The sequence below is a fragment of the Empedobacter sp. EJD.6dd genome (assembly GCF_057369435.1).
Map to the genome: position 1 here is coordinate 3278095 of NZ_CM170667.1, position 13399 is coordinate 3291493.

The 13399-nt window shown below is 30.8% G+C and carries 14 protein-coding genes and 5 tRNA genes; 14 read left to right on the forward strand and 5 right to left on the reverse strand.

Translation table 11 applies throughout. The features are described 5' to 3' along the window. Positions 1-27: 27 nt before the first annotated feature. Positions 28-783 carry a hypothetical protein gene (locus AC2I98_RS15295; RefSeq protein ID WP_486412501.1) on the reverse strand — a complete coding sequence of 252 codons (756 nt, stop codon included), beginning with the start codon at positions 781-783 and terminating at the stop codon, positions 28-30. A 67-nt stretch (positions 784-850) separates the two neighbouring features. Here AC2I98_RS15295 and AC2I98_RS15300 point away from each other — a divergent pair, with 67 nt between their 5' ends. Then, the gene (locus AC2I98_RS15300; RefSeq protein ID WP_486412502.1) at positions 851-1255 is read left to right on the forward strand and encodes an RNA-binding S4 domain-containing protein; all 405 of its coding nucleotides are present in this window, start codon (positions 851-853) and stop codon (positions 1253-1255) included. Here AC2I98_RS15300 and AC2I98_RS15305 read toward each other — a convergent pair. After that, positions 1252-1779 (reverse strand): shikimate kinase, encoded by a 528-nt coding sequence (locus AC2I98_RS15305; RefSeq protein ID WP_486412503.1) that lies wholly within the window; start codon positions 1777-1779, stop codon positions 1252-1254. The two genes, AC2I98_RS15300 and AC2I98_RS15305, sit on opposite strands and share 4 nt — an antisense overlap. 16 nt (positions 1780-1795) lie before the next feature. Beyond that, a complete protein-coding gene (locus tag AC2I98_RS15310; RefSeq protein ID WP_486412504.1) occupies positions 1796-2401 on the reverse strand; it encodes a hypothetical protein in 606 nt (201 codons plus the stop codon). A 297-nt stretch (positions 2402-2698) separates the two neighbouring features. Between AC2I98_RS15310 and AC2I98_RS15315 the strand changes: the two genes are divergently transcribed. The 12 genes from AC2I98_RS15315 to typA all read left to right on the forward strand — a co-directional run bounded on the left by AC2I98_RS15315 (position 2699) and on the right by typA (position 11963). Further along, a tRNA-Lys gene (locus AC2I98_RS15315) sits at positions 2699-2771 on the forward strand. Positions 2772-2868: 97 nt separating this feature from the next. Next, a tRNA-Lys gene (locus AC2I98_RS15320) sits at positions 2869-2941 on the forward strand. Positions 2942-2991: 50 nt separating this feature from the next. Next, a tRNA-Lys gene (locus tag AC2I98_RS15325) sits at positions 2992-3064 on the forward strand. Positions 3065-3113: 49 nt separating this feature from the next. Then, positions 3114-3186 (forward strand) — tRNA-Lys (locus AC2I98_RS15330). Positions 3187-3236: 50 nt separating this feature from the next. Beyond that, a tRNA-Lys gene (locus tag AC2I98_RS15335) sits at positions 3237-3309 on the forward strand. 142 nt (positions 3310-3451) lie between these two features. Then, the gene (locus AC2I98_RS15340; protein WP_486412505.1) at positions 3452-4354 is read left to right on the forward strand and encodes an AsmA family protein; all 903 of its coding nucleotides are present in this window, start codon (positions 3452-3454) and stop codon (positions 4352-4354) included. A 15-nt stretch (positions 4355-4369) separates the two neighbouring features. Then, positions 4370-6310: an AsmA family protein gene (locus AC2I98_RS15345; RefSeq protein ID WP_486412506.1), complete on the forward strand. Its 1941-nt coding sequence runs from the start codon at positions 4370-4372 to the stop codon at positions 6308-6310. 59 nt (positions 6311-6369) lie between these two features. Next, positions 6370-6591, forward strand: coding sequence for a hypothetical protein (locus AC2I98_RS15350; protein ID WP_486412507.1), 222 nt, complete (start codon positions 6370-6372; stop codon positions 6589-6591). A 148-nt stretch (positions 6592-6739) separates the two neighbouring features. After that, positions 6740-7351 (forward strand): DUF2306 domain-containing protein, encoded by a 612-nt coding sequence (locus AC2I98_RS15355; RefSeq protein ID WP_486412508.1) that lies wholly within the window; start codon positions 6740-6742, stop codon positions 7349-7351. Next, a complete protein-coding gene (locus AC2I98_RS15360) occupies positions 7348-8265 on the forward strand; it encodes a YARHG domain-containing protein (protein ID WP_486412509.1) in 918 nt (305 codons plus the stop codon). The genes AC2I98_RS15355 and AC2I98_RS15360 overlap by 4 nt, the downstream gene beginning before the upstream one ends. A gap of 119 nt (positions 8266-8384) precedes the next feature. Then, positions 8385-9977: a glycoside hydrolase family 31 protein gene (locus tag AC2I98_RS15365; RefSeq protein WP_486412510.1), complete on the forward strand. Its 1593-nt coding sequence runs from the start codon at positions 8385-8387 to the stop codon at positions 9975-9977. Positions 9978-10160: 183 nt separating this feature from the next. Continuing rightward, the gene (typA, locus tag AC2I98_RS15370) at positions 10161-11963 is read left to right on the forward strand and encodes a translational GTPase TypA (RefSeq protein WP_486412511.1); all 1803 of its coding nucleotides are present in this window, start codon (positions 10161-10163) and stop codon (positions 11961-11963) included. 71 nt (positions 11964-12034) lie between these two features. Here typA and AC2I98_RS15375 read toward each other — a convergent pair whose 3' ends face one another. Then, the gene (locus AC2I98_RS15375) at positions 12035-12274 is read right to left on the reverse strand and encodes a hypothetical protein (RefSeq protein ID WP_486412512.1); all 240 of its coding nucleotides are present in this window, start codon (positions 12272-12274) and stop codon (positions 12035-12037) included. Positions 12275-12361: 87 nt separating this feature from the next. Next, entirely contained in the window at positions 12362-12760 is a 399-nt protein-coding gene (locus AC2I98_RS15380) for a hypothetical protein (protein WP_486412513.1), read from the reverse strand. A gap of 41 nt (positions 12761-12801) precedes the next feature. Here AC2I98_RS15380 and AC2I98_RS15385 point away from each other — a divergent pair, with 41 nt between their 5' ends. Continuing rightward, positions 12802-13398 carry an NUDIX hydrolase gene (locus AC2I98_RS15385; protein WP_486412514.1) on the forward strand — a complete coding sequence of 199 codons (597 nt, stop codon included), beginning with the start codon at positions 12802-12804 and terminating at the stop codon, positions 13396-13398. The last annotated feature ends 1 nt before the right edge of the window (position 13399 follow it).

Here is a 13399-nt window from a genome sequence, read left to right on the forward strand (position 1 = left end):
TAAAAGAATATCTTGTATTTGAAATTATTATTTTGTTCTTTTTTCAATTTTAGGTAATTCAAAATTGAATACAATAGTTGCATCTCTAAAATAATATGTATCAGATAATCCTGTACCAGAAACATAGTATTTATTTCTTGCATAAGCTAAACGAGAAGGTAAGATAATAACTCCTTGAAAATTATATAAATCATTCGCAGAACGTTCTGTAGTTTTGAAATGCTTTAACCCTTCAATAAAGTTTTTTAATTCTAAATGCTCTCTTTTTACTCCGTTTTTTACTTCAGTATCTGTAGGAATAAAGTAATAAAATGTAGGATCTTTTACAGCAGAACCATCACCTGTATTGATACTTGAATAATAAAATTGATTTAAAGAACCATATTTTCTTTTGTAATCTTTACTATTTGTAGCAACAAAATAGGTTGAAACTGAACTAAGATAAATAGAGGAACTATCATTAGATACTATAGTTTGTCCAGTTCCTTTATGATTAGGATTTTCTGCATACCAAATTCCTAAATTATCTTGTTTAGCCGAACTTTTTAAAGTTGGATAAGCATCATCTTCATTTCCTTTTATGGTATCAAACTTTGTAAGAACTCCATTTTTTGGATTAAAATAAAAGTCTTCCATATATTGTTGAATTGCTTCGTCATCTAACGCATTACGTTCTTCAACTGGAATTTTTGTTTCTTTATCTACACCGTTATCATCATCATTATTACATCCTACTAAAACAGCAGAACATGCAATTAAAGTAACGAAGAATTTCTTTATCATGTTATTTCGATTTATATTGCGAATTTAGAAAAAATATTAATTTATCCTAGTAAATATTAAGTTTTAAATGAGATTAGATAAATTTCTTTGGAGTGTTAGGTATTATAAAACGAGATCATTAGCTGCAGATGCAGTTAAAAAGAATCGTATAAAAGTGAATGGAATTGTAGCAAAAGCATCTCGAGAAATTATTCCGAGTGATATAATCGAGGTGCGAAAAGATCAGATTAATTTGTCGTTTAAAGTATTACAAATACCGAAAAATAGAATTGGAGCCAAGTTGTTGACTTTACATATTGTTGATACTACTCCAAAAGAGGAATATGAGGTATTAGAGCTTCGTAAGCTTTCTCAAGATTATTACCGCGAAAGAGGAGAAGGTAGGCCTACGAAAAAGGATCGTCGCGATTTGGACGATTATTTAGATGAAGGTGCAGAAGAAATCATTATAAAAGGAGAAGATTTGGATTAATTCCAAATTTTCTCCTTTTTAAGATGATTCATTATTTCGTCTAAAATTTCTAAAGTACTTTGATTCGAAATACTGATTGTGTATTTTGCTTTTTCGTAAAATTGATTACGCTCAAACAAATGTTTGGCAATAAACTCTGTCATTTCTTCATTAGATAAATGGGCTATTAACGGACGAGTTTCTTTTTTGTTTTCAAGTCGTTTAACTAATTGAGGGAGTTGAACACGCATAAAAATTGAAACAGAGTTTTTAACAACTTCGTCCATATTGTCATAATAAACTGGAGTTCCTCCGCCCAAAGAGAGTACAATATTGGTTGTTGTTAGAACTTCTTTTAACGCTTCACGTTCCTTTTTACGAAAACCTAATTCGCCTTCTTTTTCAAAAATAGAAGTAATTTTGGTTTGATATTTTTGTTCGATAAAATCATCCAAATCGATGAATTCAAATCCAAGTGCTTTGGCTAAATCCTTTCCGGTAGTCGATTTTCCACTACCCATATAACCAACTAATGAGACTATCATTTGTTTTGTAATTTATTTAATCTACAGGTAAATCTTCAGAATAAAAGATCGTTAATCTTGCATAACCATCAAACGAATCAATTTGATAAGAATAGCTATTCTCTAACCTTCTTGCATCATAACGCTCTACATTATACGTTACTTTGTAATCTTCGTTCGTTACAATTGAATTAGAATGATGATATTTAGATTTTGGAGCATCTTTTTTGATTTCAGCTCTATATTGATTCAGAAATTTAATAGGAAAAGAATACGTTAACTTATAAACAATCTCCTGCGAAATTTGCATAGCAGTAATCTTATTCAAAAACATTGTTCCTTGATTATTATTTTTAATTTTCAAAGAATCTACACGATCTACATTTTGGATGTATAAATTTTTACCAAGTTTCGAAACCTTAAAACAACGATCATTTAATTTTTGATGAATAGATTGTGGCTGTTCTTTTATCAAAGTTTTTAATTCCTTTAAAGAAAAGTTAGCTAAATGTGCATCTTTTGTTTCTTGATTACAATTATTCGCATACTCAGAATCGGGTACATCTGCCTCTGGATTGTCAGATTTTTTACATGATACTACCGAAAACAAAGCAATAATAATATAGATAATATTTTTTTTCATTCTAAAATTTCAATCTTTAATTGCTTTTCCGAATACAATTCGGTTAACATAGATCTTGATTTGTTGGTTGACAAATATAGTATATAAATCATTTATCAATTACATAAAATGATGTTTCTGTCACTTATTTTTTCAGTTTTTTGTTCCTGAAATATTACTTTTCAAAAAAAACGAAAATATTATCAATTTTTAAGTTCTTAAAACCGAAATGTTTAATTAATAAATTGGAAAAAACTTCACAAAACGTTTGTTAAATTAGTATTAAACACCCTATATTTGCACTCGATTTAAGAAACCGACCTGGTAGCTCAGTTGGTAGAGCACAACACTTTTAATGTTGGGGTCCTGGGTTCGAGCCCCAGCCAGGTCACTTAGTCAAAACGTTCTTTTAATATAAGAAAAATAAAAAACAAATTTCGTTTTGTAAACTCAGATATAGTCGTATATTTGCAGTCCGAAAAAACGGAGACCTGGTAGCTCAGTTGGTAGAGCACAACACTTTTAATGTTGGGGTCCTGGGTTCGAGCCCCAGCCAGGTCACAAACTTCACGTTATTGAGAAGTATAAAAACAATAACACTCCAAAACGGAGACCTGGTAGCTCAGTTGGTAGAGCACAACACTTTTAATGTTGGGGTCCTGGGTTCGAGCCCCAGCCAGGTCACAAACTTCACGTTATTGAGAAGTATAAAACGATAACACTCCAAAACGGAGACCTGGTAGCTCAGTTGGTAGAGCACAACACTTTTAATGTTGGGGTCCTGGGTTCGAGCCCCAGCCAGGTCACAAACTTCACGTTATTGAGAAGTATAAAAACGATAACACTCCAAAATGGAGACCTGGTAGCTCAGTTGGTAGAGCACAACACTTTTAATGTTGGGGTCCTGGGTTCGAGCCCCAGCCAGGTCACAAGAAGCCAAACAGAAATGTTTGGCTTTTTTTTATGCATAATAATTGAGGTAAATATGATAAATATCGCGGTAAATAGAAGTTTTATTGCTTTCTATTCATTCATATTCTCAGTTACTTTGCTCAACCGATTGTAGTAATTATGAAAAAGAAGAAAACGATTCTTACGAAAGTAACGAAAGTGATGAAGATTACTGGAATTTCTTTGGGAGGAATTGCATTGGTATTATATGTTTCACCTTATTTTTTTAAGGAACAAATTAACGAGGGTATAAAAGAAGTCGCTAAGAATTACATCAAGACAGAAGTTGATTTTAAGGATTTAGATATATCTTTTTTTAATCATTTTCCAAAACTTACCGTAACACTTGCAAATTCGTCAATCAAAGGTTCGATCCCTTATCAAACAGAAAACTTAATCTCAGCAAAAGAAATAGCGCTTGGTGTAGATGTTAAAACGTTATTTGAAGATAAAATTATCTTCAACGAATTGTTTATTACGGATGCAAACATCAATCTAAAAATAGATAGTTTAGGGCGAAATAATTTTGATATCACTGTTCCGTCTGATGAAGTAGAAAAAGAAGAAAAATCGGGGGTAGGATTAGCATTAAATAACTTTAAAATTACTAATTCTAACTTTTTATATGACGATAAATCATCAAAAACATATTTGAAGCTGGATAAATTTGACTACGATGGATTAATAGATTTAACGAAAAATCAATTAACGCTTAATGCTGATACAGAAATTAAAACTGTTAATTTTAGTTTTGATGAACAAAAATATGTCAAAAATTTACCGTTAAAAGGAAAAATAAATTCGAGAATAGATTTAGAAAATTTAGCATTTTATTTCACAGAGAATAATTTAGAGTTAGGTCAATTTCCATTTTCTTTAAAAGGTTCTTTGTTGATGCCAAATGAATCACAAGTTTATGATTTGACGATTTCTTCCGAAAAAAACGATTTAAAATATATTCCAGCAATTATTCCTGAAGCGTATCAAAAGTGGGCAAAAGATGTGGAAATGAAAGGTTCTTAGACGATTTTTTTCACGATGAAAGGAATTATGAATGCAACCACAAATCAAAATCCTGATATTCATATTGAAGCAAAAATAGCTGATGGATCACTAAATTATAAGAAATCATCATCCCCAATACAAAACATAAATCTTATTTCTACAATAGATTTACAAGCGTTAGATCCAGAAAAAATGCGTGTAAAAGTAGAAAATCTTGATTTTAAATTGTTAGATGGAACAACGAAAACTAACTTTACATATTGGTCTGGAAAAACAATGTTTTCTGAAGGTGTTATAGAATCAAATGTTGATTTAGAGGCTTTGAAAAACGCTACAGGTTTTAGTCAATTTGATGCAAAAGGTATTCTAAATTTAGAAGGAAATTGGAAAGGTTCAATCGTTCAGAATGTAAAGAAATCACAACAAAAAATTCCGACATTTTATCTAAAAGCAAATTTAGAAAATGGTTATTTCAAAATGAATGAAATGCCTGCGGCATTGGAGCATATCAATTTGAATATGACGATGAAAAATACAGATGGAAACTACAAAAACACTTCTGTTTTGGTTCATCAAATTGATGCGAAAGCTTTGGATAATTTTATAATTGGACGTCTTGAGTTGAAAAATCTTAACAATTTCCCGATTAATGCTGATTTTGCTGCGAAAATTCATTTAGAAGATATTTACAAAATTTATCCTGTGCAAAATATTGAAATGCGCGGAGATTTGTATGTAAAGATGAAAGCAAACGGAACATATGAGCCGAAAAGAAAAAAAGTTCCTGTTTCGAATACAGTTCTAAAATTGAAAAACGGTTTCATAAAATTGAATGAATATCCAAATTTACCTTTAGAAAATATTACAGTAGAAACGCATATTAAATCGGGTAGAGGTTCGTTTAGTGATTTGTCAATAGATGTTTTACCAATTTCGTTTACGTTGGCTGGAAAACCTTTTAAAGTGAATGCAAACCTTAAAAATTTAAACAATTTAGATTATCGTATTCATTCGAAAGGGGAATTGAATTTGTCGAATTTGTACAAATTATTTCCAATCGAAGGATTAGATATTGATAGATTAATTGAAACTAATTTTGGTGTAAAAGGGAATAATGGTGCACCTTTAGAAAGTTTTCAAAATAAAGGTTATGTGAAAATTGAGAATATCAAAATCAATACAAAATTCTTTCCAAGTAAGATTGTGATTAAACAAGGAGATTTCAGATTTGAGGGAAGTCATTTAACGTTTAAAGATGTAAAAGCGCGTTATAAACGCAATGTTTTTGTGTTTGATGGAGACGTTTCGAATTATATCAATTATGCCTTAAAAGAGAATGAAACATTAAAAGGGACGATTAATTTCACAACCAATCGAGTTAATATTGATGATTTTATGGCGTTTAATTCCGGCGAAACTTCCTCTAATTCGGTAGTTGCTGAAGAAGGAGTGGTATTGTTACCTAAAAATGTCGAATTATCAATAAAGGGGCAAGCGAAAGAAGTATTGTTTAAAGATATTACACTTCAAAATTTTACTGGAGATTTAGGATTGAAACAAGGAAATTTAGAGCTTCAAAATACCAAGTTTAATTTGATTGGTTCAGAGTTTTCGATGAATGGAAATTATGTACCAACAAATGCGAAAAAAGCAAAGTTTAATTTTAATATAAAAGCCAATAATTTCGATATTCAGCGTGCTTATCATGAAATTACACTTTTTAGAGAGTTGGCAAGTGCAGCAGAAAAAGCGCACGGAAAAGTTTCGATGGATTATCAGTTAGAAGGAGATTTGGGAGCAGATATGTTTCCGAAGATGAAAACAATAAGAGGTGAAGGGAATTTTACATTAGAAGATATCAAATTTTTAGGATTCAAAGTGTTTAATACAGTTGCTGAAAAAACTTCTACAGACGCTTTGCATGATGCAAATTTGAAAAAGTTAATTTTAAAACGAAAATCGAGAATAATGTAATCACGATTAATCGTACGAAATTTAAAATTGCAGGTTTTCGTCCTCGCATAGAAGGTCAAGTGACTTTAGATGGTTATATGAATCTTGGAATGCGTCTTGGTTTGCCACCTTTTGGTATTTTCGGAATTCCGATCAAAATTACTGGTCCAGCCGATACGTTTGAAGTTGAAGTTGGAAAATATCATAAAGAAGATTTAGACGAATCAGATGACGAATTTGGTGAATATCAAAAGTCGTTAGAAGAGGAGAAGGTCAAACAAGAAATGGCACAAGTGAAATAATAATAAATAAAATCCTTCAGAATTTCTGAGGGATTTTTTTCATCATAAATAGTGATTGTAAATTAATTATAAAAAGTGTATTTTTAAAGTATAAAATCAACCTATTCTGAAACTTACACATCCTATAAAAAATATATCGTGGTGGAAAATGCTACTTTTTTTCGTTTGGCTTTATTTCTTCGGATTAATGCTCGAAATTACATGGCGTTATGTTCCAATATCTTCAGATGTATCTTTTCTAGCAATTAAACAAGATGAGGTGACGATGGTTCCACTTTATTTAACGATATTTTACATACACGTCTATTCATCCATATTTACCTTGTTTTTCGGGATTGTACAATTCGTTAAAATCACTAATCCGCAGATAAGAAAATTACATCGTCTTTTTGGTAAATTCTATTTCTATATAACTGTCTTCTTAGCTGCTCCGAGTGGAATCTATATCGGATTTTATGCAAATGGAGAATTAATTGCAAAAACAGCTTTTGTTATTTTAGGAATTCTATGGTGCATTTTTACTGTACTAGCTGTTATTAAAATTAAGCAGAAAAATATCGTCGCTCACCGAAATTTTATGCTTCGTAGTTATGCGTTAGCGATTTCGGCACTTACGTTACGAGCTTGGAAAGTGATTTTGGTTTTCTTGTTTCATCCTGCGCCAATGGATGTTTATCAAATTATTGCTTGGCTAGGATTTGTTCCAAATCTATTACTTGTAGAATTGTATATTTATAAAACTAAACAATCTAAAATATGAAAAAACTTACGTTAATTATGTGTTCTATTATTGCACTTTATAGTTGTAAAGAGGAAGAAAAAACAAAAACTACAGACGTTAATACTGTAAAAAGTCAAGATATAAAAGAGTCTTCGATTTCAGATTTTGATAAAAAATATGGCTTATGGTCAGGTGAGTTTGTAGCTGATATTATTAATTATGAAGCTGGCGAAAATTTTTCTAATATTAATCGGATGACATTAGTTATTCAGGATATTACAGATGACAAAATTGAAGGTTATAGTGTTTCTGCTGGTAATATCAGACCATTTGTAGGAGAGATTAAGAAAACTGATTCCACTAGATATATTGTTGCAAAAGAGCCTGGAGATCATAAGTATGACGGAACATTTAAATTTAATATAGCTGATAATAATGATTCTATTTTTGGTGAATGGATTTCTAACCGAAAAGATTTACCAGTTTTAAGTCGTAAATTTTCAATCAAGAAAAAAGATTTTAAATATAACCCTAATAATATGTTGGACGAAGAAAAAAATAGCGATGGTTATGACGATCTTGGAGTTGTTGATTGGGTAAATGGCAAAAATAAAATAATGAATTATGAAGGTGAAAAATACGAATCTTATGTGAATAGAGCCGCTTCCAAAGATATATTCTCAATTAATGGTTCTACAAGAAAACTAACAGAAAAAGAATTGAAAAATCTACACAAATTAGATTTAGAAATCATTAGAAATACAATTTATGCACGTCATGGTTATTCTTTTGCGAATCGTGGCGCACGTCAATATTTTGATAACGTAGATTGGTATATTCCTTTGTATGATAATGTTGAAAATGAATTAACTTCAACAGAAAAAGAAAATATAGCTTTGTTAAAGCGTTTTGAAAAATATGCAACGGATAATTACCAACAATATGGTCGTTAAAATTTATTCATTAAAAAAGTAATATCTACCTATATAAAATCTGTTATTCTGTTGGATAACAGATTTTTTTATTGTGTTAAATTTTATATTTTTATTAAAATTACACAAAAAAAATACACATGAATTTCATTAAATCAGTTTTAACTCTTACTATTCTTTCTTTTGCATCTTTTTCTACTGCGCAAAATATTACGACTATCGATTATGATAAAGGTGAATTTTGGTGGGGTGGAGTTGTGGCTTATGGTTCTAAAATGCCATATATACAACCTATAAAGCAATTTGATTTAGCGTTGCAGAATAGTAATAATCAAGTTGTGCCATTATTTTTATCAAACAAAGGACGTTATGTTTGGAGTGATAAACCTTTTAAGTTCGAAATCAAGGATAATCAATTAATAATAGATTCTAAATACGAAAAAATAGAGATTCAAAAAGTTGGAAGTACATTAAAAAGTGCTTATTTAGACGCAAGTAATCAACATTTTAAGTCAACTTCAACTCTGCCAAATGAATTGTTGTTTGTAGAACCACAATACAATACATGGATCGAGTTGATGTATAATCAAAATGAAACTGATATTCTAAAATATGCCAAAGCAATCAAACAAAATGGATTTCCAGAAGGTGTGTTGATGATTGATGATAATTGGCAACGTTATTATGGAAATTTTGATTTTAGAGCAGAAAAAATTTCTAATCCAAAGGCAATGGTAGATGAATTGCATGCAATGGGATTTAAAGTAATGTTGTGGATTTCACCTTTTGTTAGTGCAGATTCTCAGGAATATAGAGCGTTAGAAGAAAAAGGATATTTAATAAAAGAAAAAGGAAGAAATACACCTGCTATTATTTCGTGGTGGAATGGTAAAAGTGCTTGTTATGATTTGACGAATCCAGAAGCTAAAGCTTATTTCATAAAACAATTGAAAGATATGCAGATGAAATATGGAATTGATGGATTTAAATTTGATGCAGGTGACAACGGGTTTTATAATGAAAAATACATCGATAGTTACGATAAAAATGCTATTTCTGTAGATCATACAAAAGCATGGAGCGAGATTGGATTAGAATTTCCGTTCAATGAATATCGAGCTGGATGGCAATTAGGTGGACAACCGTTAGTACAACGATTAGGAGATAAGCCTTATTCATGGAAAGCTGTTCAAATGCTTGTGCCAGATATGATTTCTGCAGGTTTATTAGGTTATGCATATACATGTCCAGATATGATTGGAGGAGGATCTTTTACTACTTTTTTGAATATTAAAGAAGATGAATTTGATCAAACACTTATAGTTCGTTCTACTCAAATTCATGCTTTAATGCCAATGATGCAGTTTTCTGTTGCTCCTTGGAGAATTTTGAGTAAAGAAAATTTAGAAATTGTAAAAGATGCAGCAAAATTGCACGAAAAATTTGGGAACTATATTTTAGAATATGCGAAGATTTCTTCTAAAACAGGAGAACCAATTGTACGTCATATGGAATATGAATTTCCAAATCAAGGTTTTGAACAAGTGATTGATCAATATATGTTAGGAAAAAAATATATGGTTGCACCGGTTGTTACGGCTGATAATAGACGATCTATAAAATTACCAAAAGGAAAATGGAAAGATGATTTAGGAAAAGTACATCAAGGAGGAAAAACTATTGAGGTAGATGTTCCATTAAATCGAGTACCATATTTTGAAAAATTAGATTAATTAAAATTATATCAGCATTTAGGTATAATAAACTAATCAATCTGCAAATAAATCGACGTTTTACTAAAAAGTATTCATTAATATTAAATTTTTCTAAATTAATTATTGCTAAATTTAAATAAAATCAAAAGTATAGTAATAAAAAATAAATTTGTCGTAAATTTGCACCCATAATTTTCAAGGATGCAAAACATTAGAAATATTGCGATTATCGCACACGTTGACCATGGTAAAACTACATTGGTTGACAAAATTCTTCACAGCGGAAACGTTTTTAGAGAAAACCAAGAGTCTGGTGAATTAATCATGGATAATAATGATATCGAGCGTGAAAGAGGGATTACGATCTTCTCTAAGAATGCATCGGTTGATTATAAAGGTGTAAAAATCAATGTAATTGATACTCCTGGTCACGCGGATTTCGGTGGAGAAGTTGAGCGTGTATTGAAAATGGCTGATGGGGTTATCTTATTAGTGGATGCTTTTGAAGGACCAATGCCACAAACTCGTTTCGTTTTAGGAAAAGCGTTAGAGTTAGGTCTTAAACCTTTAGTTGTTATTAACAAAGTTGATAAAGAAAACTGTCGTCCTGACGAAGTTTATGATAAAGTATTCGAATTATTCTTTAATCTTGATGCAACAGAAGAGCAATTAGACTTCCCAGCATTCTATGGTTCTTCTAAACAAGGATGGTTCAATACAGAAAATGTACGTGTAGATGATATCACACCTTTAATGGATGGTATTTTAGAGCACGTTCCAGCTCCAGAAGCACAAGAAGGTGCTTTACAAATGCAAATTACATCTTTAGATTATTCTAAATTCTTAGGACGTATTGCTGTTGGTAAAATAACACGTGGTGTATTAAAAGAAGGTGATTGGGTTGCTTTAGCAAAACCTGATGGAACTTTCAAAAAACATAAAATTAAAGAGTTATTTACTTTTGCAGGTTTAGGAAAAGTAAAAGCTTCTGAGGTAAAAGCTGGTGATATTTGTGCTGTTGTTGGTATCGATGGTTTCCAAATTGGAGATACAATTGCAGATGCAGAAAATCCAGAAGCATTACCAGTAATGCATATTGACGAACCAACGATGAATATGTCGTTCGGAATTAACAATTCTCCTTTCTTTGGTAAAGACGGTAAATTTGTTACTTCTCGTCACTTAGTAGATCGTTTAACAGACGAATTAGAGCGTAACTTAGCTTTACGTGTAGAGCCAACAGACGATTCTAATACACAATTAGTTTACGGACGTGGTATTATGCACTTATCTGTATTAATCGAAACAATGCGTCGTGAAGGTTACGAGTTGACAGTTGGTCAACCTCAAGTAATTTTCAAAGAAATTGACGGTGTTAAATGTGAACCATACGAAACATTAGTAATTGATGTTCCAGATGATTATTCTTCTAAAGCAATTGACTTAGTAACTCAACGTAAAGGTGATTTATTAGTAATGGAAGCAAAAGAAGGTATGCAACACTTAGAATTCGAAATTCCATCTCGTGGATTAATCGGTTTACGTTCTTTAATGTTAACTAACACGGCTGGTGAAGCTGTAATGGCACACAATTTCTTAGAGTATAAACCTTTTAAAGGTGCTATTGCTGGACGTTCTGCAGGTGTTATTATCTCTAAAGATCAAGGTGTTTCTACTCCTTATTCTATCGATAAATTACAAGATCGTGGAAAATTCTTTATCGAACCTAGTGAAGAAGTTTACGAAGGTATGATTATTGGTGAACACTCTCGTAATAATGATTTAGTTGTAAACGTTGTTGAAGCTAAAAAATTAAATAACATTCGTGCAGCTGGTAAAGATGATTCATCTTCTATTGCTCCTAAAATTGAAATGACTTTAGAAGAATGTATGGAATATATCCAAGCAGATGAATGTATCGAGGTAACTCCAAACTTTATCCGTTTACGTAAAATTCATTTAAAAGAAAATGATCGTAAACGTTACGAAAAATCAATGAGTTAATCAGTTGAAATTATATAAACAAAAAGCCAGAAGAATTTTTCTGGCTTTTGTTATTTTAAATAGATTCAATTCTATTTTTTGAGCTTTTTAATTGCGAAACTTAAATCATCTTTAGAAGCAGAATATTCCAAAATTTGACCTTTCGATTTATACCTCGAAATGTTAAATCCTTCTTCGATGTCATTGTACCAAATTACATGATTTTGGTAGAGTGCAACTGCCCAAAAGTTATCTTCTATAACATCTGTACAAATCCAAATTTCTGGAGAAATTTTAATTTGATTCCAAAATAATAGAATTTCTTCATCCATATTTTGCTCGCCAAAATAAATTTCGAGCAGCAAATCCTTTTTAGGAAAGTTTATCAAATTGTTCGCAGAAATTAATTGAACCGAAATTTACCCTATTTTTCCTAAATTTTCTGCAATTGTTTCGATAAAAGAAGTTAATGGTTTTTTTGCCATCATTTCGATCATCATATTAAAGTTTCCATCAAAATCTAACGTAACATCAGATGAATGATCATCAACTGCATCAATAGAAATTGTCAATGTATATTCAAAAGCAGGAGCAGGAGATTCGAAAATAATTTGAGAAGGCTCAATTGTTTCTTTCAAACGCATTCCAACTTTTGGTAAAGCACCAACACCAACCGTAAATCCTTTTCCAGACTCGTGGATTTCGAATGATTTTGTATCTTCTGGCATCAATTGCTCATAATTCTTCATATCCAACAAAAAATTGTACGCATCTTGTTGATTTTTTTCAAAACGGACTTTATTTGTATTTACCTTCATATCCTTGTGAGTTTTTTATAAATTTGTATCAAATCGTTCAAATGTACAAAGTTTTTTTTAATGAAAGTTTGTTAACTTTCAGCAACCAATCTAATCCTGAAGCAAAAAATATTTTGTTTCAAAATGAAGCTCAATTCGATGAATCTTTTCATTTATTATCTTCAAAAGCGGCAACTTTAGTAAATATTTTTAGTGAAGATATTGAAACTGTTTGGACGAAATTTTTAAAATATTACAAGCATATACAAGCTGCTGGTGGTATTGTTCGCAATCCAAAAGATGATTATTTATTCATTTATAGACTTGGTAAATGGGATTTGCCAAAAGGGAAAATGGAGAAAGGAGAATCGAGAGAAGAATCTGCAATTCGAGAAATAGAAGAAGAATGTAGCTTGACGAATTTGGAATTGAAACGATTTTTGATGCCAACTTTTCATATTTATTTTTTGAAAGAATATATCATTAAAGAAACTTTTTGGTTCGAGGTTTATTACAATGGAGTTGAATTGCCATTACCACAAACTGAAGAAGGGATTGAATCTGTAGAATGGAAAAAGGAAAGTGAAATTCCTCAGTTATTAGAAAATTCATACCCAAATATAAAATTGTTAATGGATAATTATTTAAATTTGAACTAAA